This window comes from Halomonas sp. SSL-5 (assembly GCF_030708455.1).
Lineage (GTDB): Bacteria > Pseudomonadota > Gammaproteobacteria > Pseudomonadales > Halomonadaceae > Halomonas.
Window position 1 is genome coordinate 220,408 of record NZ_JAUYWF010000004.1, and the last position, 20,715, is coordinate 241,122.

At 68.8% G+C, this 20,715-nt stretch carries 14 protein-coding genes; 4 read left to right on the plus strand and 10 right to left on the minus strand.

Going from position 1 to position 20,715, the window contains the following annotated elements; all coding sequences use genetic code 11:
- Positions 1-71: 71 nt before the first annotated feature.
- Positions 72-1,220, minus strand: coding sequence for a 4-phosphoerythronate dehydrogenase PdxB (gene pdxB / locus RAN53_RS06335; protein ID WP_305795971.1), 1,149 nt, complete (start codon positions 1,218-1,220; stop codon positions 72-74).
- A 93-nt stretch (positions 1,221-1,313) separates the two neighbouring features.
- On the opposite strand from pdxB, the gene RAN53_RS06340 reads away from it, so the two are divergent.
- The gene (locus RAN53_RS06340) at positions 1,314-1,592 is read left to right on the plus strand and encodes a hypothetical protein (protein ID WP_161432448.1); all 279 of its coding nucleotides are present in this window, start codon (positions 1,314-1,316) and stop codon (positions 1,590-1,592) included.
- Between the two features lie 10 nt (positions 1,593-1,602).
- On the opposite strand, the gene RAN53_RS06345 is transcribed toward RAN53_RS06340, so the two are convergent.
- Complete coding sequence (locus RAN53_RS06345) at positions 1,603-1,944, minus strand: glutaredoxin family protein (protein WP_305795972.1); 342 nt, start codon at positions 1,942-1,944, stop codon at positions 1,603-1,605.
- Complete coding sequence (rlmKL, locus tag RAN53_RS06350; protein WP_305795973.1) at positions 1,941-4,127, minus strand: bifunctional 23S rRNA (guanine(2069)-N(7))-methyltransferase RlmK/23S rRNA (guanine(2445)-N(2))-methyltransferase RlmL; 2,187 nt, start codon at positions 4,125-4,127, stop codon at positions 1,941-1,943. The genes RAN53_RS06345 and rlmKL overlap by 4 nt, the downstream gene beginning before the upstream one ends.
- 243 nt (positions 4,128-4,370) lie before the next feature.
- Between rlmKL and rmf the strand changes: the two genes are divergently transcribed.
- Entirely contained in the window at positions 4,371-4,577 is a 207-nt protein-coding gene (rmf, locus tag RAN53_RS06355) for a ribosome modulation factor (RefSeq protein WP_161432451.1), read from the plus strand.
- A gap of 91 nt (positions 4,578-4,668) precedes the next feature.
- Here rmf and RAN53_RS06360 read toward each other — a convergent pair whose 3' ends face one another.
- Positions 4,669-5,685, minus strand: a complete 1,017-nt coding sequence (locus RAN53_RS06360) for a quinone-dependent dihydroorotate dehydrogenase (RefSeq protein ID WP_305795974.1) — start codon at positions 5,683-5,685, stop codon at positions 4,669-4,671.
- Positions 5,686-5,880: 195 nt separating this feature from the next.
- Between RAN53_RS06360 and mgtE the strand changes: the two genes are divergently transcribed.
- Positions 5,881-7,233, plus strand: a complete 1,353-nt coding sequence (mgtE, locus tag RAN53_RS06365) for a magnesium transporter (protein WP_305795975.1) — start codon at positions 5,881-5,883, stop codon at positions 7,231-7,233.
- Between the two features lie 85 nt (positions 7,234-7,318).
- On the opposite strand, the gene RAN53_RS06370 is transcribed toward mgtE, so the two are convergent.
- The 4 genes from RAN53_RS06370 to RAN53_RS06385 all read right to left on the minus strand — a co-directional run bounded on the left by RAN53_RS06370 (position 7,319) and on the right by RAN53_RS06385 (position 14,980).
- Positions 7,319-12,157 carry an NAD-glutamate dehydrogenase gene (locus RAN53_RS06370; RefSeq protein ID WP_305795976.1) on the minus strand — a complete coding sequence of 1,613 codons (4,839 nt, stop codon included), beginning with the start codon at positions 12,155-12,157 and terminating at the stop codon, positions 7,319-7,321.
- Between the two features lie 167 nt (positions 12,158-12,324).
- Positions 12,325-13,446 (minus strand): tRNA (uridine(54)-C5)-methyltransferase TrmA, encoded by a 1,122-nt coding sequence (gene trmA / locus RAN53_RS06375; protein WP_305795977.1) that lies wholly within the window; start codon positions 13,444-13,446, stop codon positions 12,325-12,327.
- Positions 13,447-13,490: 44 nt separating this feature from the next.
- A complete protein-coding gene (murI, locus tag RAN53_RS06380) occupies positions 13,491-14,267 on the minus strand; it encodes a glutamate racemase (RefSeq protein WP_305795978.1) in 777 nt (258 codons plus the stop codon).
- Positions 14,268-14,434: 167 nt separating this feature from the next.
- Positions 14,435-14,980: a hemerythrin domain-containing protein gene (locus RAN53_RS06385; protein WP_305796079.1), complete on the minus strand. Its 546-nt coding sequence runs from the start codon at positions 14,978-14,980 to the stop codon at positions 14,435-14,437.
- 167 nt (positions 14,981-15,147) lie between these two features.
- Between RAN53_RS06385 and RAN53_RS06390 the strand changes: the two genes are divergently transcribed.
- Positions 15,148-16,488 carry a replication-associated recombination protein A gene (locus RAN53_RS06390; RefSeq protein WP_305795979.1) on the plus strand — a complete coding sequence of 447 codons (1,341 nt, stop codon included), beginning with the start codon at positions 15,148-15,150 and terminating at the stop codon, positions 16,486-16,488.
- 143 nt (positions 16,489-16,631) lie between these two features.
- On the opposite strand, the gene lolA is transcribed toward RAN53_RS06390, so the two are convergent.
- Both lolA and RAN53_RS06400 read right to left on the minus strand, forming a co-directional pair.
- Positions 16,632-17,261, minus strand: coding sequence for an outer membrane lipoprotein chaperone LolA (lolA, locus tag RAN53_RS06395; protein WP_305795980.1), 630 nt, complete (start codon positions 17,259-17,261; stop codon positions 16,632-16,634).
- A 133-nt stretch (positions 17,262-17,394) separates the two neighbouring features.
- Entirely contained in the window at positions 17,395-20,613 is a 3,219-nt protein-coding gene (locus RAN53_RS06400; protein WP_305795981.1) for a DNA translocase FtsK, read from the minus strand.
- Positions 20,614-20,715 lie beyond the last annotated feature (102 nt).

The window sequence follows — 20,715 nt, forward strand, 5'->3', positions numbered from 1 at the left end:
ACTCGTGAGCGACACACGCAGCGGGCCCGCCAATCGGCGGGCCCGCTTGTGTTTCCACTCCTCCCGTCGGGCTAGGCAGTGGTGACCCGAAATCCCGCCCCCGTGAACCACCCCGCCACCTGCGCCTCCGCTTCCGGCAGCGCCACCTCGAGGGTGGCGAACTCCCGGCGCAGCGGATAGGCCGCCCGGCAGGCATCGAAACCGGCGGCCATGCCCTGGCGGCGGCCCTCGCGACACAGGGCGTCGTGGTCGCGGCGTGGGTCGTAGACGGTGCGCATCGCCAGGCGCAATGCCTCCTCGGCGGAGAGGCCCGGGCCGAGCTCGAGACGAGCGAGCGGGGGCGCAGGCAGCAGCTCATCGAGGCCGACCCGGCACGGCAGGCCGAAGGCCCGGCACAGCGCCCGATAGATCATATGGGTGCCGCGCAGCTTGCCATCCAGGCTGTAGCCGGCGACATGCGGGGTGGCGAGCTCGGCGAGGTCACGCAGCGCGGCGTCGATGCCGGGCTCCCCCTCCCAGACATCGAGGATCGCCGCGATATCCCCCTGCCCCGCCAGGCGCGCACGCAGCGCCTGGCCATCGAGGCAGTCACCGCGCCCGGCATTGAGCAGCACCGTCCCCGGCGCCAGGGCGGCGATGCGCTCGGCATCGAGCAGGTGGTGGGTGGCGTGGGGGCCTTCGCGCACCAGGGGGGTGTGCAGGCAGAGCACATCGCATTCGTCGATCAGCGACTCCAGATCGACGAAGCCATCGCCCCCCTCGCGCTCCTCCCTGGGCGGGTCGCAGGCCAGGCAGTCGATGCCCATGGCCGCGAGGCGGCGAAGCAGCCGCCCGCCCACGTTGCCGGCGCCGACCACCCCCACCCGGCGCTCGGCCAGCCGCCAGCCCTGGCGCTCGGCCAGGGTCGCGAGGCTCACCAGCACATGGTCGACCACCGCCTCGGCGTTGCAGCCCGGGGCGCTGGCGAAGGCGATGCCACGCTCGGCCAGCAGCCGGGTATCGACATGGTCGGTGCCGATGGTGCAGGTGCCCACGAAGCGCAGACCCCGCGCCTCGGCGAGCAACGCCGCATCGACCCGGGTGATCGAGCGCACCACCAGGACATCGGCATCGCGCAGGTCGGCGGGGGCGATCTCGCGCCCCGGGCGACGCACCACCTCCCCCAGCGCCCCGAAACAGGCGTCGGCGGCGGGCACATTGGCGTCGACAAGGATTCGCATGGTCTCTTGTTCCCACTTCTCAGGTGATTACAATACGCACCAACCTACCACTCCCCCACCGCCGCGGGGAGCCTCTGCGCGCCAGGAGCCTCGATGATCATTCGCTGGGAAACCGACCATGACTATGTGTTGGTGCATATCCACCAGGACATGTTCGGTGACTGGATATTCAGCCGCGCCTGGGGCCAGATCGGCACCCAGTTCGGCGGCCTCAAGCACCAGCTGGCCGACGAGCGCGACCAGGCGATGATGTGGCTGGCCGACGAGGCCACCATCCAGGCTTCCCGGGGCTTTCGCAAGGTGCTGGAGGTGGAGGACCACAGCCCCGAGGGTCGCGAGGCGGTCAGTCAGCTGTCGCTGCTGGAGCCGTAAGCGTACGGGGTCATCCCAGATAGCGCCTCCCGTTCCGGGTCACCGCCGCCCTGGCCTCACTATCCATGCCCTCCCCGCTGAGCTGCAACTGCTGCCAGGCGTCATCATCCCGCCAGCCCCGCGCCTCGAGCCAGGCGGCGAGCCGCTCGGGCTCGAAGCCGCGATCGAGCTCGTGGCCCTCGCCATCGGCGAGCACCGGGATTCGCACCCCGTAGCGCGCCATCAGGGCGTCATCCTCGCTGATCTCCACCCGCTCCAGGGCGACCGGCTCGCGACACAGCCGGGCCAGCAGGCCCTCCAGCTGCTGGCAGAGGTGGCAGCCCAGGGTGGTATAGAGGGTGAGGCGGATCATGAGGCCTCCCGGTGGCGAATCAGGAAGACGTGGTGCAGGTCGGGCTTCCTTGAAAAATCGGGGTCGAAGGTCTTCGCCGAGATATCCTCCACCGCATAGTGTTCCGCCAGGTCGGCGTCCAGCTTGAAGCGACGCTGGTTGTTGGAAAACACCAGGGTCCCCCCCGCGGCCAGGCGCGCCATGGCCAGGCGCACCAGCCGGCCGTGGTCGCGCTGGATATCCAGGGTGTCCTCCATCTTCTTCGAGTTGGAGAAGGTCGGCGGGTCCATGAAGATCAGGTCGAATTCGGCGCGGGCGCTCTGCAGCCAGCGCAGGCAGTCGTCGCGCACCACGCGATGCCGGCCGGGGTCGAGACGGTTGAGGGCGAAGTTGTCCCGGGCCCACTGCAGGTAGGTGTTGGAGAGATCGACGCTGACGCTCTCCACCGCGCCCCCCTCGACGCCGCGCCCCAGGGCCGCCTGCACGGTGGCCGCCCCGGTATAGCAGAACAGGTTGAGGAAGCGCTTGCCCGCGGCCATCTCGGCGAGCATCCGGCGCACCGGCCGGTGGTCGAGGAAGAGCCCGGTATCCAGGTAGTCGCGCAGATTGATCCACAGCCTGGCCGGCCCCTCGTGCCCCTCGAAGCGCTCGCCGGTGGCGGCCTGCTTCTGGTACTGGTCCCGTCCGCTCTGGCGCTGGCGTCGCTTGACCACGACCCGCCCCGGGTCCACCTCGAGCACCTCGGGAATCACCGCCAGCGCCTCGAAGAGCCGCTTCTGGGCGTGACCGGCATCCACCGACTTGGGGGCGGCATACTCCTGCACATGCACCCAGCCAGCGTAGACGTCCACCGCCACCGCATACTCCGGCATATCGGCATCGTAGAGGCGGTAGCAGCTCTCGCCGCTCTTCTTGAGCCACTTCTTCAGCCGCTTGCGGTTCTTCTCCAGTCGATTGGCAAACATCTGCGCCCCCTCCGAGCGGGACGGCCGCGCGGCCGCCGCCTCGTCCTCCGGCTCGGGCACCGCCATCAGCAGCAGCTTCGCCTCCAGGGGGCCGTTGCGCAGCGCGTACTGCTTGTGGGCCCGCAGGCCGATGCGGTGGCCGAGGTCGGGGTTGCCGGTGAACACCGCAAGCGTCCAGCCAGGGAAGGCGGCGCGTACCCGCTCGCCGAGTCGGGCGTAGAGGGTCACCAGCTCCGGCAACTCGCCGAGGCGCTCGCCGTAGGGTGGGTTGGTGATCACCAGGCCCGCCGGCGCCGGCTCGAGACCTTGCGGTCGGGCCAGCTCGGCGAGCCCCGCCCCCTGGAGCTCGATCAGCGCCGGGATGCCGGCGCGCATGGCGTTGGCCTTGGCCGCGGCGAGCGCCGCCGGGCTCTGGTCGAAGCCGAAGATCCGGCAGCGGCAGCGCTTGCGACCGATGCTGGCCCGCGCCTCGGCCTCGCGCCTGAGCTCGCGCCAGGTCGCCTCGTCGTGCTCCGCCCAGCCGAGGAAGCCAAAGCGTTCACGGGCCAGGTTGGGCGCCATGTCGGCGGCCATCAGTGCCGCCTCGATCAACAGGGTCCCGGCGCCGCACAGCGGGTCCACCAGCGGCGCCCCCTGGCGGGCCAGTTCGGGCCAGCCGGCACGCACCAGCAGGGCCGCGGCCAGGTTCTCCTTGAGCGGCGCATGTCCCACGTCGCGACGATAGCCACGACGGTGCAGGCTCTCGCCGGAGAAATCGATACCCACCACCAGGCGGCCGCGATGGAGATTGGCGTAGAGGCGCATGTCGGGCTGCTTGAGATCCACCGTGGGACGCGGCAACTCCCGGGCCTGCAGGCGATCCACCACGCCGTCCTTGACCGTCTGGGCGCCGAAGCGGGTGTGGCGGATCTCCTCGCTGCGACCGTGGAAGTCCACCGCCAGGCTGGCCCCGAGCGGCAAGTGCTGCTCCCAGGGTAGCGCGGCCACCACCTCCCGCAGCCGGTCGGGAGTGTTCACGCCCTCCTCCCGGGCCAGGCACAGGATGACCCGGTTGGCCAGGCGCGACCACAGGCAGAGCCGATAGGCCGTGGCCAGGTCTGCCCGGGCGTTCACCGCCCCCACGGTGCTCTTGCCGGGCGCGGCACCAAGGGCCGCCAGCTCCTCGGCCAGCAGCTCCTCGAGGCCGCGGGGACAGGTCACCAACAGATCAAGGGAGGACGTGGATAGGGTCGGATTCATCGGCAATCACCGCGGAGGCAGAAGGGTAAATGTGTGCCATGTCAGGCAGGTGAACGAGCTGTTACAAATCGATGGTCGACAACCCGGATCGCGATGGGCTATCAATAGGACAGTAGCTACTGAGAACACGCATGCGTTTCCTGTCATCGGGTCAGCCTTTCCAGATACTGGACCCGAGGCACGTTACGGCTCGGCCCGCTTTACTCTCCGAGCCAGTCAGGTACCTTATCAAGAGGTAGTCCAATGAAACGACAGAAACGTGATCGCTTCCAGCGTGCCTATACGCATGGCTACAAGGCAGGTGTCTCAGGTCGCTCCCGCGATGACTGTCCCAGCCAGGACGTCAATCTTCGCGAATACTGGATGAGCGGTTGGCGTGAAGGTCGTGGGGATCATTGGGCCGGCATGACCGGTGTCTCCGGCATCCACAAGAACCCCATGGTGGTGTGAACCCGCAACCCGATCAACCCGATCCTAGCGAGGTTCACGCTTCCTCAAGCCCGCGGCAAGCCGCGGGCTTTTTGCGTGCGGGCGGGCCGGCTCAGGCAGCGTCACGCAGGGCCCGCGCACATTCGCCTACCAGCGCCGGGCCGCGGTAGATGAAGCCCGAATAGAGCTGCACCAGGTCGGCCCCGGCTTCGCGCTTGGCCAGGGCCGCCGCGCCGCTGTCGATACCACCCACGCCGACGATCGGCATCTCCGGCAGGCGGCGGCGCAATTCGCGAATGACCCGGTTGGAGGGCTCGAATACCGGTCGACCGGAGAGGCCACCCGCCTCGTCGGCGTGGGCCAGGCCCGCCACCGCCTCGCGAGAGACCGTGGTATTGGTCGCGATCACCGCATCGATGGCATTGGCCGCCAGGCAGTCGGCCACCAGCCCCACCTCCTCGGCCTCCATGTCCGGGGCAATCTTCACCGCCAGGGGGACACGTCGACCCGTCTCCCGGTCGCGCCGGCTTCCCTCCTCGCGCAGGGCGCCGAGCAGCGCATCCAGGTGCTCGCCGAACTGCAGGTCGCGCAACCCCGGGGTATTGGGCGAGGAGATGTTCACCGCGATGTAGTGCGCATGCTCATGCACCTTGCGCAGGCAGGTCAGGTAATCATCCACCGCCCGCTCCACCGGGGTGGTGAGGTTCTTGCCGATATTGATGCCGATCACGCCGTCGAAACGGCTGGCCCTGACCTTCGCCACCAGGTGGTCGACCCCGGCATTGTTGAAACCCATACGGTTGATGATGGCACCCGCCTCGGGCAGCCGGAACAGCCGCGGCCGCGGATTGCCGGGCTGGGGCCTGGGCGTCACGGTGCCGACCTCCACGCAGCCGAAGCCCAGGGCGCCCAGGGCATCGAGATGGTCGGCATTCTTGTCCATCCCGGCGGCCAGGCCCACCCGGTTGGGAAAACGCAAGCCCATCAGCTCCACCGGGTCCTCGACCCGCTTGCCGCCGAGTCGCCCTGCCAGGCCCAGGCGACCGGCCAGGTCGAGCCCCCTCAGGGAGAACGCGTGGGCGGTCTCGGGGTCAAGGCGAAACAGCAGCGATCGGGCGAGCGAATACATGGCGACTCCTGGCGGTGGGACGGATGGGAGCGGGTGGCGATCACGGGCGGGGCGTGAGTATAGCAGCGCCTCCCCCGGGAAACGACGCTCCAGGGCCACAGTCGACGCCGATTTTGTGATCTACTGTAGACAACCAAGAGACACAGGGGTGTGGGGCTACCGGGACCACACCGCCGCGGAGCCAGGGAGATGCTTATGGCCGAGACCACCGAAACCCTCGAGGACCGCCTGTCGCGGATCCACCGTGCGCTGGGGGATGAGCAACTCGATGCCGTCGACGCCGTGCTGGCCGACCTGGAGCCCGCCGAGATCGCCCTGCTGCTGGAATCGCTGCCTCCCGCCGCACGCATCCGCCTGTGGCAACGGGTGCCCGGCGAGGTCGACGGCGAGGTGCTGCTGCACGTCCACGACGAGGTGCGCAGCACCCTGCTCGATGACATGGACCACGAGGAGATCGTGGCCGCCGCCGCCGCCCTGGACACTACCGATCTTGCGGAGATCTTCGAGGACCTGCCCCAGCAGGTCGCCGAGGACATGCTGCGTTCCATGGACGAGCTGCAGCGCGAACGGCTGGAGGAGACCCTCTCCTTCGAGGAGGACAGCGCCGGGCGCCTGATGCGGCTGGACACCATCGCGGTGCGTGCGGACGTCAGCCTGGAGACCGTGACACGCTTCCTGCGCTGGAAGGAGTCTGTTCCCGATAATACCCACCAGCTGATGGTAGTGGATCGTGACGGTCGCTTCGTCGGGGTGCTCTCGTTGGCGCGCCTGGTCAGCCACGACCCTGAGATGGCCGTCGCCGACCTGATGGACCAGGAGGTGGACAGCATCCGCGTCGACATGAAGTCCCGCGACGTGGCCACCCTGTTCCAGACCCACGACCTGGTGTCGGCGCCGGTGGTGGACGAAGCGGGCCTGCTGCTCGGGCGTATCGTCATCGACGATATCGTCGACGTCATCCGCGAGGACTCCGAGCAGGCGCTGATGAACATGGCCGGCCTCGACGAGGAGGAGGACATGTTCGCCCCGGTGCTGCCCAGCGCCAAGCGGCGCGCCGTGTGGCTGGGCATCAACCTGATCACCGCCTTCCTGGCCGCCTGGGTGATCGGCCGCTTCGAGGATGCCCTGGACCAGATCGTCGCCCTGGCGGTATTGATGCCCATCGTCGCCAGCATGGGCGGCATCGCCGGCAGCCAGACCCTGACCCTGGCGATACGCGGCCTGGCCCTGGGCCAGATCAGCAGCACCAACAGCGCCTGGCTGCTGCGCAAGGAGGTCGGCATCGCCATCCTCAACGGCGTGCTGTGGGCCCTAGTGGTGGCGGTACTGGCACTGCTGTGGTTCAAGAGCATCGCCATCGGCATGATCATCGGCGCCGCCCTGGTGATCAACATGCTGGCGGCAGGCATCGCCGGCATCATCATCCCGCTGCTGCTCAAGCGGGCGGGTATCGACCCGGCACTATCGGGCTCGGTGATTCTCACCACCGTCACCGACGTGGTGGGCTTCATGTCCTTCCTGGGCCTGGCCACCTACTTCCTGCTCTGAGTCCCCCGCCCGGCCCTGCTCGCCGCCCAGAACCAGGAACCCCGCCGATCGGCGGGGTTCCTGGTTGGCGGTGGGGGGAAGGCGCTCAGAGGTCGCGGCTGCTCTCCGCCAGGTCGACCAGCTCGCGCACGGCCACGGCGAAGAGCGGGAAGCCGCCCTGGCCGCCGCTGCCCACCTGCTCGAGCAGGCGGCGCCAGCGCGCATGCATGGCGTCATGGCGGTCGAGCCACTCTCCGACTCGGGCCTCGGCGTCGCCGGGCCCCTCCTCCATCTGCAGCACGCTGACCGTCAGCGCCAGCTGCTGGCGGTCGATATCGTCGCGGAAGGTCTCCCGGGCCTGGGCCTGCCAGCTGTCGCGCACCTCCAGCTCGGTGATCCGGCGGATCATCCACGGCAGCTCCAGACGGTTGCCGATCTCGTAGAAGACCTCGGCCACCCTCTCCGGCGCCACATCGGCCTGGCGCGCGGCCTGGATGATGCCCAACCCGGCATACAGACTGCCGGCGGCCGCCACGCTGGCCGCCAGTGACTCGGGCACGCCGGCCTCCACCAGTTCGTCACGCCGCGCCTCCCAGGCCTCGCGCTCCTCGCCGCTGAGCCGCTCACCGATACCCTCGCGGATCGCCGCCAGGCGTGGGGCGAAGTAATCGATACACTGGGCGGTATCGACGCCGACGCGGCCACGCAGGAACCAGCGCGTGGCCCGCCGGATCATCCGCATCAGGTCGAGCATCATGGCGTACTGCACGGCGCTCGGCACCCGGTTGTCCAGCGCCTCGATCTGTGTCCAGGTCTCGCCCAGCCCGAATACCTCCCGGGCGATGACATAGGCGCGGGCGATCTCGGCCCGGCCGGCCCCGGTGGAGTCGATAAGCCGGCGCACGAAGACGATGCCCATATGATCGACCAGGTCGTTGGCCACCTGGGTGGCCACGATCTCGCGCTTGAGGCGATGCTCGTACATCTCGTCGCGGTAGCGCTCCACCAGCACCCGCGGGAAGATGCGTTCCACGTAGCGCACGATCACCGGGTCGTCGGGCACGTCGGAGACGATCAGGTCGCCCTTGAGCACGCTCTTGGCATAGGAGATCAGCATCGAGAGCTCCGGCAGCAGCATGCCCTGCCGATTGACGGCTCGCTCCTGAAGCTCCTCGTCCGCAGGCAGGAACTCCAGCTCGCGGTCGAGCTGGCCGGCGGCCTCCAGTTCGCTGATGAAGCGCCGGAAGGGGCCGACCCCCTGCTGCGAGAGCAGCTCGGCCAGGTCGAGGGCCTGGGTCTGGCGGTAGTTGTCGAGCAGCACCAGGTCGCCGACCTCACCGGTCATCTCGGCGAGCAGCTGGTTGCGCTGCTTGTCGGTCATGTCGCCGCGCTTGACCACCTCGTCGATCAGGATCTTGATGTTGACCTCATGGTCGGAGCAGTTCACCCCGCCGGCATTGTCGATGAAGTCGGTATTGACGCGCACGCCACGGGCGGCGGCCTCCATGCGGCCGCGCTGGGTCAGGCCGAGGTTGCCGCCCTCGCCCACCACGCGGCAGCTGAGCTCGCGGCCGTCGATGCGCAGGCCGTCGTTGGCCTTGTCCCCCACCTGGGCATCGCTCTCCTCGCTGCCCTTGACGTAGGTGCCGATGCCGCCGTTCCAGATCAGGTCCACCTCGGACTTGAGCATGGCGCTGATCAGCTCGTTGGGCGAGAGCCTGTCCGCCTTGATGCCGAAACGCGACTTCATCTGCTTGGAGATGGGCACGGACTTGGCGCTGCGCTTGAACACCCCGCCGCCCTCGGAGATCAGCGACGCCTCGAAGTCTTCCCAGCTGGAGCGCGGCATCTCGAACAGGCGCTGGCGCTCGGCGAAGGTGGCGGCGGCATCGGGCTCCGGGTCGACGAAGATATGCAGGTGGTTGAACGCCCCCACCAGGCGGATCCTGTCGGACAGCAGCATGCCGTTGCCGAAGACGTCCCCGCCCATGTCACCGATGCCGACCACGGAGAATTCGTCCTCCTGGGTGTTGATGCCCAGGTTGCGGAAGTGGCGTTTGACCGACTCCCAGCCCCCCTTGGCGGTGATCCCCATCTTCTTGTGGTCGTAGCCGTTGGCGCCGCCGGAGGCGAAGGCATCGCCCAGCCAGTGGTCATACTCGGCGGAGATCTCGTTGGCGATATCGGAGAAGGTGGCCGTGCCCTTGTCGGCGGCCACCACCAGGTAGGCGTCGTCCTCGTCGTGGCGCACTACGTCGCGCGGGGGCACCACCTCGCCGCCCTTGAGGTTGTCGGTGACGTCGAGCAGGGCGCGGATAAAGGTCTTGTAGCACTCGATCCCCTCGCGCTGGAACGCCTCACGATCGCCTTCGGGCAGCCGCTTGCAGATGAAGCCGCCCTTGGCGCCCACCGGCACGATCACCGAGTTCTTGACCTGCTGCGCCTTGACCAGGCCCAGCACCTCGGTACGGAAGTCCTCTTGGCGGTCGGACCAGCGCAGGCCACCGCGGGCCACCTTGCCGCCGCGCAGGTGCACGCCCTCGATCCGCGGCGAGCAGACGAAGATCTCGAAGGCGGGACGCGGCTTGGGCATGCCGGTGACCCTGGAGGGCTCCAGCTTGACGGCGATGTAGTCCTTGACGCTGCCGTCCTCGCGGCGCTGGTAGTAGTTGGTGCGCAGGGTCGCCTGGATCAGCTCCATGTAGCGACGCAGCAGCTGGTCGTCGTTGAGGCTGGCCACGTCGTCGAGCAGCCGCTGGATGCGCTCCACGCAGGCCTCCACCTCGCCCTCGCCGGGACGGTCGGCGGGGTCGAAGCGCAGCTCGAACAGCGTCACCAGTTCGCGAGTGATCTCCGGATAGCTGGCCAGGGTGTTGGCCATGTAGTCCTGGGAGACCCCGAAGCGGATCTGCTTGAGATAGCGGGCGTAGGCGCGCAGCATCGCCACCTCGCGCCAGTCGAGGTTGGCGCCGATGATCAGGCGGTTGAAGGCGTCGTTGTCCGCCTCACCGGCCCAGATGCGCTGGAAGGCCTCGACGAAGGGCTCGCGCATCTCCTGCAGGTTGACCTCGGTGCTGGTGTGGTGCTCGAGATCGAAGTCGTGGATCCAGTAGCTGGCATCGGTGGCCTCGATCTCGTAGGGGCGCTCGCCGAGCACCCTCAGCCCCAGGTTCTCCATCATCGGCAGCACGTCGGAGAGCGGGATCGACGACTCGCGGTGGAACAGCTTGAGGTTGACCCCGCTGCCCTCCTCCTCCACCAGCCGATAGAGCGACAGCGACAGCGCATCACCGTCATCCAGCTCGCCGATATGGTGCAGGTCGTAGACGGCGGTGCGCGCGCTGAAGTCATCGCGGTAGCTGGCCGGGAAGGCATTGCGGAAGCGGTCCATCAGGCGGTTGGCCTGTTCCTCGCCGAAGCCATCGATACAGGCGGCCTGGAGGTCGTCACGCCAGTTGCGCGCCAGCTTGGCCAGCTTGGCCTCGAGGCGCTTGAGGTCATACTCGGCGGGACGCTCTCCCTTGAAGCGCAGGATGAACTGGATGCGTGCCAGCACCGACTCCGAGAGATAGGTATTGAAGTCGCCGGAGGTGGCATCGAGCTCCTCGCAGAGCATGTCCTGGATACGCAGGCGCAGCTCGGTGGAGAACACGTCCCGCGGCACGAAGGCCAGGCAGGAGTAGAAGCGCCCCGGGCGATCCTCGCGCACGAAGAGGCGCACGCGGCGGCGCTCGCGAATGCTGAGGATGCCCAGCGCGGTCTGCGCCAACTCCTCGGTGTCGATCTGGAAGAGGTCGTCGCGGGGATAGACCTCGAGGATCTGCAGCAGCTGCTTGCCGTTGTGCCCCTTGGGGTTGAAGCCGGCGATCTCCATCACCGACTTGAGCTTGCGGCGCAGGATCGGCACATTGCGCGGCGACTCGTTGTAGACGGTGGCGGTAAACAGCCCCAGGAAACGGTGCTCGCCGATCAGCCGTCCCCGCTCGTCATAGCGGTCGATGGAGATGTAGTCGGGATAGGTGGGGCGGTGAACCCGGGCGTGGTGGGCACTCTTGGAGAAACTCAGCAGCTCCGGCACCAGCACGTAATGGCCATCCTCGATGCCGAGCTCGGTACGGATGCGCTCCCGGTAGCGGGGCTGATCGAGGCGGAACACCCCGAGCTCGCTGCCCTTGACCTTGTCGAGGCTCTCCTTGCCGCCCGCCTCCTTCACCGCATAGGCGTCGTAGCCCAGGAAGGTGAAGTTGTCGTGGAGCATCCACTCGATGAAGGTGATCGCCTCGGCATGGTCGTCCGGGTCGGTCTGTGGCGGGCAGCCGGCACGCAGCTCCGCCAGTGCCTCCTCGACCTTGGCGCGCATGGGGTCGAAGTCGGCCACCGCGGTACGCACGTCGACCAGCACCTCCTCGAGGCTGGCCTGCATCTCCTGCAGCACCTCGACATCGGAGTGGCGGTCGATCTCGATGACGATCAGCGATTCGCGCCGGGCCGGGGCCGCGGCGTCTTTCGGCGAGGTCACCTGCCGCAGGCGGTGGTCACGGCCCCGCTCGGTGGCCAGCACGGCATTGTGGATGGCGTGCACGGTGATGCCTCGCCGGTTGAGCTCGATGCGCACCGAGTCGACCAGGAAGGGCATGTCCTCGTGCAGCACCGCCACGAAGGTGTGGGGCGACTGCCAGCCGTGCTCCTCGAAGTCCGGGTTGAAGACCCGCACCTTGGGGTCGGCCGGATCGAACTGCTGCAGGAAGTGCCACACCGAGAGGGTGGCGCCGTAGACATCGTCGAGCCGACGATCCTCCAGGTCATCCAGCGGCACGGCGGCATAGAAGTAGTCGGCGAAGGCGCCGACGGCCTCCGCCTTGGCGGCGTCCAGCTTGGCGCTCAGACGCTCATGAAGCTGCTTGAGCAGATCCTGTCTGGCTTCGTCATTCGCAACGTGCTGCATCCATCACCTCGGCTACCGGCGGTCGCTCCTGCGACCGGAAGTGTTCGACACGGCCCCGGCGGGGCCCTGTCGCCAGCTTACGCGACTCCCGGAGCACGACCCAGCCACTTGACGTTCTGCTCATGGAACATGTCGGATGCGCATCGCCGTTCTTCTGGCCGACGCCGTCAGTCGCGTCGCTCGAGCAGCACACCGCACTCGCAGTGGTGGGTCCAGGGAAACTGGTCGAACAGCGCGAAACGCGTGATCCGGTGGGTCTCGGTCAGACGCTCCAGGTTGCTCGCCAATGTCTCCGGGTTGCATGAAATATAGACGATACGCGAATAGCCGCTCAGCTGACGGCAGCTGGCCTCGTCGAGGCCGGCGCGGGGCGGGTCCACCAGCACGGTGGTGAAGTCATACTCGTCCAGGGCCCACTCGGCCACCCGGCGCCCACCCTTCTCGCCCTTGAGCGCCGCGGCGAACTCCTCGGCGGACATGCGCCCCACGGTGACGTTGTCGATGCCGTTGGCGGCCAGGTTCTCCCGGGCACTGGCCACCGCGGTGCGCGAGATCTCGGTGGCCAGCACGCGGCGGAAGTTCTCGGCCAGGGCCACGGTGAAGTTGCCGTTGCCGCAGTAGAGCTCGACCAGGTCGCCGTCCCGGCTATCCCGGGTGACCTCCCGCGCCCAGGCCAGCATGGAGCGGCAGATCTCGGCATTGGGCTGGGTGAAGCTGTTCTCCACCTGCTGGTAGACGAACTCGCGCCCCTCCACCTCGAGGCGCTCCCAGACATGATCACGCTCGAGCACCCGGCGCTGCTTGCGGGCGCGGCCGATGATCATCACCCCGAGTCGTTCCTGCAGGCGGCGGGCCTCGGCCTCCCAGGCCTCGTCCAGCGGGCGGTGATAGATCAGCGTGACCAGCGCCTCGCCGGCGAGGGTGGTCAGGAAATCGACCTGAAAGAGCCGACGACGCAGCAGGTCGTTGTCGCGGATGGCATCGAGCAGCGCCGGCATCAGCGCATTGATGCGGAGGCTGGCCACCGGGTAGTCATCCAGGCGGATCACCGTCTTCTTCCTGGGAGCCTCGGGGTCCCCCTCGGACGCCTGCATTTCGAACATGGCGTAGAAGAGGTCGTCCCCCTCGTGCCAGATCCGGAACTCGCAGCGCTGGCGGTAGTGGCTGGGCGGCGAGGCATAGACCGCAAGGGGCGGCGGCGAGAAGCGTGCGAACTGCTCGGTGATGCGCCGGCGCTTGGCCTCGAGTTGCTGGTCATAGCGGGCGGGGTCGACGACGGGAATGGCCAAGAAGCCTCCTTCGGAATACGAGAAAAAAAGACGGGGCGGTCGCGTTACGGGACCAGAAGTGGCTGCGGGGAGGCGAAGCCGAAACGCGCCAGGGCGCTGGCCAGCGCCGCGTCGGGGGCGGTGGCGAAGCTCGCCCCGCGGCCCGCAGCGGTTGCCACGCCGGCCGCCACCTGAGCCGTGCGCCGGGCGATGGCGTCGCTGGAATCGACCCAGGCCACCTCGCGGGGAGCGGCCGCGGCGAGGGCATCGCGCAGCAGCGGGAAGTGGGTGCAGCCGAGCACCACGGTGTCGAGTTCGGGGTCCTCCCACAGCGGCGCCAGGGCCGCCTCGATCACGGCGGCATCGGGCGGCTCGCCGGCCAGGCGGCGCTCCGCCTCACGCACCAGGGGATCCGCCGCGACCCGCCGCACCGTGCAGTGCGCGGCGAAGGCCTCGATCAGGCGCAGCGTGTAGGGACGCGCCACCGTGGCGCTGGTGGCCAGCAGGCCGATATGGCCGCTGTGGCTGAGGGCGGCGGCCGGCTTGATGGCCGGCACCGTCCCCACCACCGGGACCCGCAGCCGCTCGCGCAGGGCATCCAGGGCCAGGGTACTGGCGGTATTGCAGGCCACCACCAGGGCCACACAGCCGCTGGCACGCACGGCGGCCTCGCACACCGCGAGGATACGCCGCACCAGCCAGGCGTCCTCGCGCCGCCCGTAGGGCAACATGGCGTTGTCGCAGGCATAGGCCAGGGCCGCTTGCGGCAGCCGCTCGCGCAGGGCGGCCACCACCGAGAGGCCGCCCACACCGGAATCGAAAACCAGAATCGGCCCCGCCATCACCCCGCCTCCCGTCGCCTCGAGGACGGGGCACGAAGGCAGGAGGCTGGCGGGGCAAGGAGGGTCGGGTAGGGCATGACGAGACGCTGGCCGCTGAGATTGCCGGCCATTCTACCTCACACTCGGCGGCGAGCCGAGGCTCGCTCCCGGCGCCTGGCCGGCGGCGCTCAGGTCACCGGCTCGGGGGCATCGCGCAGCTCGGCATAGAGTTCGGGGTAGGCCTCCTGCAGGCGTTCGAGCTGTGCCTGGGCACCCTCGGGCAGCGCCGCTGCCAGGGCCTTGAGGTCCTCGTCATTGAAGTTCGCGCGAATCAGCGGAAACAGCAGCTCGCGCTCGTCGCGCAGGTAGGCACGGTGGCTGTCCAGATAGGCCCTGAGGTCCTCGGCGAAGCGATCCATGGGCACCACGGCATCCATCAGGATCATGTCGAGGTCGTTGGACAGGCGCTTGAGCCGGGACTGCAGCGCCCGATAGTCCTTGGCCAGGCGCTCGGTCACCTCGGTGCTGGAGGGGTCCAGCTCCGTGAGTCGCTCGGTGCAGACCTTCTCCAGCGGACGGGTGAAGCCTTCCTGGTAGTCGAGGATATAGTCGACGACCTCGCGGACCAATTGAAAATTGGGACGCTCGCCGGCGGCCAGGGTCTTCTGCTTGAGCTGCAGAACGTGCAACATGCGCGCCATATTGGCATGATCCTGACGCAGCTGGGTCAGCATGGGCATGTCGGGCCCTCCTGTATGGTACATGGGGAGAAGGCACTCTCCATTAGATGCGCCATCCGGGGCAGGGTTCATCGTGGAGCCCGCTCGGCCCCTCGGCGTCTCCCCACTCTAGCAGCCCGACCGCCGGACTGCCGCTTCTCGATCAACGCAAGGAGTCGCCCATGGATCTCTTCGCAAGCGACCGCGACGACGACGCCCCGCTCGCCTGGCGCATGCGCCCGCGCCGGCTCGACGACTATGTGGGCCAGCAGGCGCTGGTAGGCCCCGGCAAGCCGCTGCGGCGCATGGTCGAGAGCGGCGTGGTGCGCTCGATGATCCTGTGGGGGCCGCCGGGCACCGGCAAGACTACCCTGGCCGAGATCCTGGCCGCCGAGTCCGGCGCCCACCTCGAGCATCTCTCCGCGGTGATGGCCGGCGTCAAGGAGATCCGCGCCGCCGTGGAGCGCGCCAGGGCCCACCAGTCCCAGGGAATGGCGACCCTGCTGTTCCTCGACGAGATCCATCGCCTCAACAAGAGCCAGCAGGACGCCCTGCTGCCCCACGTGGAATCCGGCCTGCTGACGCTGATCGGCGCCACCACCGAGAACCCCTCCTTCGAGGTCAACTCGGCGCTGCTCTCCCGCGCCCGGGTGCATGTGCTGACGTCACTCTCCGAGGAGGAGCTGGTCGAGGTGCTGCAGCGTGCGCTGGCCGACGAGGCACGAGGACTGGGCGCCCGGCATATCCGGGTCGAGGGAGAGGTGCTCGGGGTGCTGGCCCGGGCCGCCGCCGGCGATGCCCGCCGCGCCCTGGGGCTGCTGGAGAGCGCCTGCGACTTTACCGACGCCAACCCGGAGGGCGGCGAGACGCTGCGCCGTGACGCCCTGGAGGCGGTACTGGGCCACCAGACCAGCGCCTTCGACAAGCAGGGCGACCACTTCTACGACCTGCTCTCGGCGATCCACAAGTCGGTACGCTCCTCGCGCCCGGACGCCGCCCTGCTCTACATGGCCCGCTTCATCCAGGGCGGCGGCGACCCGCTGGACGTGATTCGCCGCCTGACCGCCATCGCCTCCGAGGATGTGGGCAATGCCGATCCCCGGGCCCTGCCGCTGGTGATGGCCGCCTGGGACGCCTACCTGCGCCTGGGCGACTACGAGGGCCAGCGCGCCATCGCCCATGCCGCCATCCATCTCGCCGTGGCCCCCAAGAGCAATGCCATCGACCGGGCCTGGCACCAGGCCAAGGCCTTCGCGGCCGGCCAGCCCCGGCTGGAGGTGCCGACCTACCTGCGTAACGCCCCGACGAAGCTGATGGAGAGCCTGGGCCACGGCCAGGGCTACCGCTATGCCCACAACGAGCCGCATGGCTACCCCGCCGGCAGCGGTCACGACTGCTGGCCCGACGAGCTCCCCCGCGAGCGCTTCTATCGACCCAGCGATTATGGCCAGGAGAAGCGCTATGCCCAGATCATGGCCTGGCGCGAGCAGCTCGACGCCGAGGCGGATGACAGCGGCGCGTAGCGCCGCAAGGGGCAAGGGGCAAGGGGCAAGGGGCAAGGGGCAAGGGGCAAGGGGCAAGGCAGCCTGCCCATCAGACGTGAAAAGGAGCAAACCAAGGGGTTCCTTGAGGCTTGCTCCTGATGGCTTGCTGCTGGCCGAAGGCCTCAGTGCGTGTCGCGAATCACGTCGGTGCCATCCGGAATCTGGAAGTCGAAACGTGCATCCTCGATGGCCTGGTTCATCTGCACGTCGCGAAAGGCGATGGCCGTGCGCTGGCCGGTGCTGTCGAGCATCTCCAGGCCGATCAGGCGTTCACCGCGGAAGGTCATCTCCAGCTCCTCGAAGAGGGTGTCGGGGTCCTTCGGCAGCAGGGTGAAGCGCTCGGCGCTGCCCTGCTGGCTGCGCGTGACGTCGAAGCTATCGACCAGCTCATCGGCGCTGCCGGAGAGCAACAGGGCCGGGGTATGGGTCACGCGCTGGTCCAGCGCCTGCACGGTCGCCTGCTCCAGGTCGGGATCGTAGAGCACAACGTCCTCGCCGTCGGAGACCACCAACTGCCGATAGGGGGCATCCACCTCCCAGCGGAACCTGCCGGGCCGCGACAGCCACATGCTGCCGCGCGCCTCCTGCAGCCGCTCGCCGCCGGCATCGAGTATCTGCTGCTCGAAAACTGCCTCATAGGTCTGCATCGGCTCCAGTATGCGACTGAGCCGCTCGGCGCCTTCGCTGGCCAGGGCCGATAGCGGCATGGCGAGGCCAACGGCGAGGGTGGCGAGGGTCTTCTTCACTGTCATGTCTGTCTCCCTGGACGGTTCCGATGGAATCCTGTCACTCGGACCCCGCATGCGCCGCCGGGTTGCGTCCCCGGCGGCGCCTTCATGGTAGCTGCATGGTTAGGCGCCAATGTCGCCAAGTGGCGACATCCGGCTAGCCGCCGGCCGGCGGCGGTGCCAGCACCTCGCGGGCGCCATTGGTGCCCATGGTGGAGACCACCCCGGCCATCTCCATCGCCTCCACCAGGCGTGCGGCACGGTTGTAGCCGATCTTGAAGCGGCGCTGTACCGCCGAGATGGAGGCGCGCCGCGACTCGGTGACGAAGGCCACCGCCTCATCGTAGAGGGCATCCTGCTCGGCGTCATCGCCCTCCCCCCCCTCGGCCTCCAGCCCGGTAAGCGCCTCGGCGGAGACGCCGCCGGAGAGGATCTCCTCGATATACTCGGGCTCGCCGCGACGCTTCCAGTCCTCCACCACCCGGTGCACCTCGTCGTCGTCGACGAAGGCACCATGCACCCGGGACGGCATGCCGGAACCCGCGGGCAGGTAGAGCATGTCGCCGTGGCCCAACAGGTTCTCGGCGCCGCCCTGATCGAGGATGGTGCGCGAGTCGACCCGCGAGGAGACCTGGAAGGCCATGCGGGTGGGAATGTTGGCCTTGATCAGGCCGGTCACCACGTCCACCGAGGGGCGCTGGGTGGCGAGTATCAGATGGATGCCGGCGGCGCGAGCCTTCTGGGCCAGACGCGCGATCAGCTCCTCGACCTTCTTGCCGACGATCATGAACATGTCGGCGAACTCGTCGATCACCACCACGATATAGGGCAGCTTCTCGAGCACCGGCGGGGTCTGGTGCATCTCCCAGGGCTGCGGCTCCCACAGCGGGTCGGCCACCTGGGCGCCGGCCCGCTCGGCCTCGTCGAGCTTGGCGTTGAAGCCGGCGATATTGCGCACCCCCATGGCGGCCATCAGCTTGTAGCGCCGCTCCATCTCGGCCACGCACCAGCGCAAGGCGTTGGCGGCCTCCTTCATGTCGGTGACCACCGGCGCCAGCAGGTGCGGGATGCCGTCGTAGACGGAGAGCTCGAGCATCTTGGGGTCGACCATGATCAAGCGCAGCTCGTCGGGGGTCGCCTTGAGCAGCATGGAGATCAGCATGGCGTTGACCCCCACCGACTTGCCCGAGCCGGTGGTACCGGCCACCAGCAGATGGGGCATCTTGCCGAGGTTGGCCACCACCGGGCCACCGCCGATGTCCTGGCCCAGCGCCATGGTCAGCGCCGAGGCCTCCTGCTGGTAGCGATCAGAGTCGATCACCTCGCGCAGGCGGATCATCGCGCGGTGTGGGTTGGGGATCTCGATGCCCACCGTGGGCCGCCCGGGGATCACCTCCACCACGCGCACGCTCTTGACCATCAGCGAGCGCGCCAGGTCCTTGGCCAGGTTGCTGATCTTGGAGACCTTCACGCCGGCGGCAGGCTTGATCTCGAAGCGCGTGATCACCGGGCCCGGCCAGGTGTCGACCACCTCGGCCTTGACGCCGTACTCGCGCAGGCGGACCTCCAGCAGTTCGGCCATCTCGGCGAGCTGGTCGGCAGAGTAGTTCTGCTTCTGGGGTTCCGGCGGGGTGAGCAGGCGCAGGCTGGGCAACTCACCATCGGGCTCGGGCAGGTCATCCAGCACCGGGCGCTGGTTCTGCAGGTGCTCCACGGTCCACAGCCGCATGCCCTCCTCCTCGGTGGCCTCCCTGGCCTGCTCGGCGGTGGCCACACGCGGCGTGTCCGGCTCATCGGCGTCGAGCAGCTGCTCGGGCTCGGGCGGCTGAAGCCGCGCAGGGGAGTCGGATTCCGGCGCCTCGGTCACGGCCGCGGGCGCCTCGGCTTCCTCGGCCACCGCCGGCTCGTCCCAGGTAAGCCTCGGCTCATCATCGTCCGTGCCATCGCCGTCGAGGTGGCCGCCGCTCAGGGACGGCTCGCGACGCTCGTTGCCGGCCGGCTTCGGCCCCTGGCTCGCCGCCGCGGGGGCAACGCGCCCCTCCTCCGGCGCCTCGGCAACTCGGCTCGGCTCGACTACCGGGGCCTCGTCATCGCGACTGGCCCTGAGGGCCGGCCCGTGCCAGGCCGCCGCTGGCTCATCGTCATCGGGCAGCATGGGCTCGGGCACACTCTCCGGCACCCGCGTCGGCGTCAGCTGCCCGGTCTCGGAAGCGCGGGCAGCGGCTGACGGCGACGTATTGTCGGCGCCAGACGGCTCCGCGGCAGTATCGGCTACGCCGGCGCCCTGACTGGCAGCGCGAGCCGTGCCGGCGGCAACCCCCGCGGCGGCGCCAGCAGCCACGCCTGGGCCATCGGCCGTGCCAGAACGTGCCGGGGAAGAGGGGGCGGCGGCTGGTGCGGCAGAAGAAGGGGCGGACCCACGGGCCGCATAGGCAGCCCCGGGCTGCTTGGCCGACGGTGTCCGCTCGGGCACCTCCCAGGGAATCTCGGTGCTGCCATCGTCACCGAAGCCGGGCTCGTGGCGTGTCGCGGTCCCGGCCGACGTGGCGGGCTGACCCGCGCGACGCCCTGGCAGCCAGCGTTGCCACCGGCGCGGTCGCACGGCGCTCTGCTCCGCCGCCGTTGCGTCCGCTTCGGTCGCTTCGGCGGCTGCGTCCCTGGTCGCCTTGCCCTCGGCTGGCGACGCGGCCTCCTCGCGGGTGAAGGCGAAACGCCCTGCCACCCAGCCCCACAGGCGCAGCGCACCACGTCCCAGCTCATCCATCACGCTGAACCAGGAGATCCCGCTGAACAGGGGAAAGCCGCAGAGCAGGGCGGCCAGCGCCAGCAGGCCGCTGCCGCCAACGCCCACCATGGGCAGCAGGGCCCCCACCAGCCCTTCACCGAGGATACCGCCCGTGGAGTAGGGCAACGGGCCTTCCGGGCGGTAGAAGTGCAGCGCACCGAGCGTGGTGGTCCCCAGCAGCAACAGGATCAGCCCGCCGCCGCGCACCGCCAGCGCCGTGGCATCCCAGACCAGCTGCACCTGACGTGAACGCAGCAGCCGCCAGGCGGCAAAGCCCAGCATGCCCGGCCACCACAGGGCGCTGACGCCGAACAGCGAATAGAGCACATCGGCCAACCAGGCACCCACCGGCCCCATCCAGTTGGCCACCTCGGTCTCGGGACCACTGCGCGACCAGCCGGGATCGGCTCCCTCGTAGCTGAACATGGCCAGCAGCAGGAACACACAGGCCGCCAGCAGCACGATCACCACGCCCTCGCGCGCCGCTCCCTGCAGCTTCACCCCGAAGCGTTTCGCCGATTCCCTGGCATTGGTCGCGCGATCTCGCCGCGACGCGGCCTGGCGCGACCCGGTCTGCTTATCGACACTCAACTGGTCATCCCCCTTGCGCCACGCCTGGCGCCATGCGAATGCGTGGCGCCAATCATACCCGAGCGAAGGCACCGCATCACAGTGGCCACGCCTTGAGCGCCG

Coding starts and splice junctions, on each gene's coding strand:
- RAN53_RS06370 (WP_305795976.1), bottom strand. CDS start 12,157: ATGCAGCACGTTGCGAATGACGAAGCCAGACAGGATCTGCTCAAGCAG.
- pdxB (WP_305795971.1), bottom strand. CDS start 1,220: ATGCGAATCCTTGTCGACGCCAATGTGCCCGCCGCCGACGCCTGTTTC.
- lolA (WP_305795980.1), bottom strand. CDS start 17,261: ATGACAGTGAAGAAGACCCTCGCCACCCTCGCCGTTGGCCTCGCCATG.
- rmf (WP_161432451.1), top strand. CDS start 4,371: ATGAAACGACAGAAACGTGATCGCTTCCAGCGTGCCTATACGCATGGC.
- mgtE (WP_305795975.1), top strand. CDS start 5,881: ATGGCCGAGACCACCGAAACCCTCGAGGACCGCCTGTCGCGGATCCAC.
- rlmKL (WP_305795973.1), bottom strand. CDS start 4,127: ATGAATCCGACCCTATCCACGTCCTCCCTTGATCTGTTGGTGACCTGT.
- RAN53_RS06390 (WP_305795979.1), top strand. CDS start 15,148: ATGGATCTCTTCGCAAGCGACCGCGACGACGACGCCCCGCTCGCCTGG.
- RAN53_RS06360 (WP_305795974.1), bottom strand. CDS start 5,685: ATGTATTCGCTCGCCCGATCGCTGCTGTTTCGCCTTGACCCCGAGACC.
- RAN53_RS06385 (WP_305796079.1), bottom strand. CDS start 14,980: ATGCTGACCCAGCTGCGTCAGGATCATGCCAATATGGCGCGCATGTTG.
- RAN53_RS06345 (WP_305795972.1), bottom strand. CDS start 1,944: ATGATCCGCCTCACCCTCTATACCACCCTGGGCTGCCACCTCTGCCAG.
- murI (WP_305795978.1), bottom strand. CDS start 14,267: ATGGCGGGGCCGATTCTGGTTTTCGATTCCGGTGTGGGCGGCCTCTCG.
- RAN53_RS06340 (WP_161432448.1), top strand. CDS start 1,314: ATGATCATTCGCTGGGAAACCGACCATGACTATGTGTTGGTGCATATC.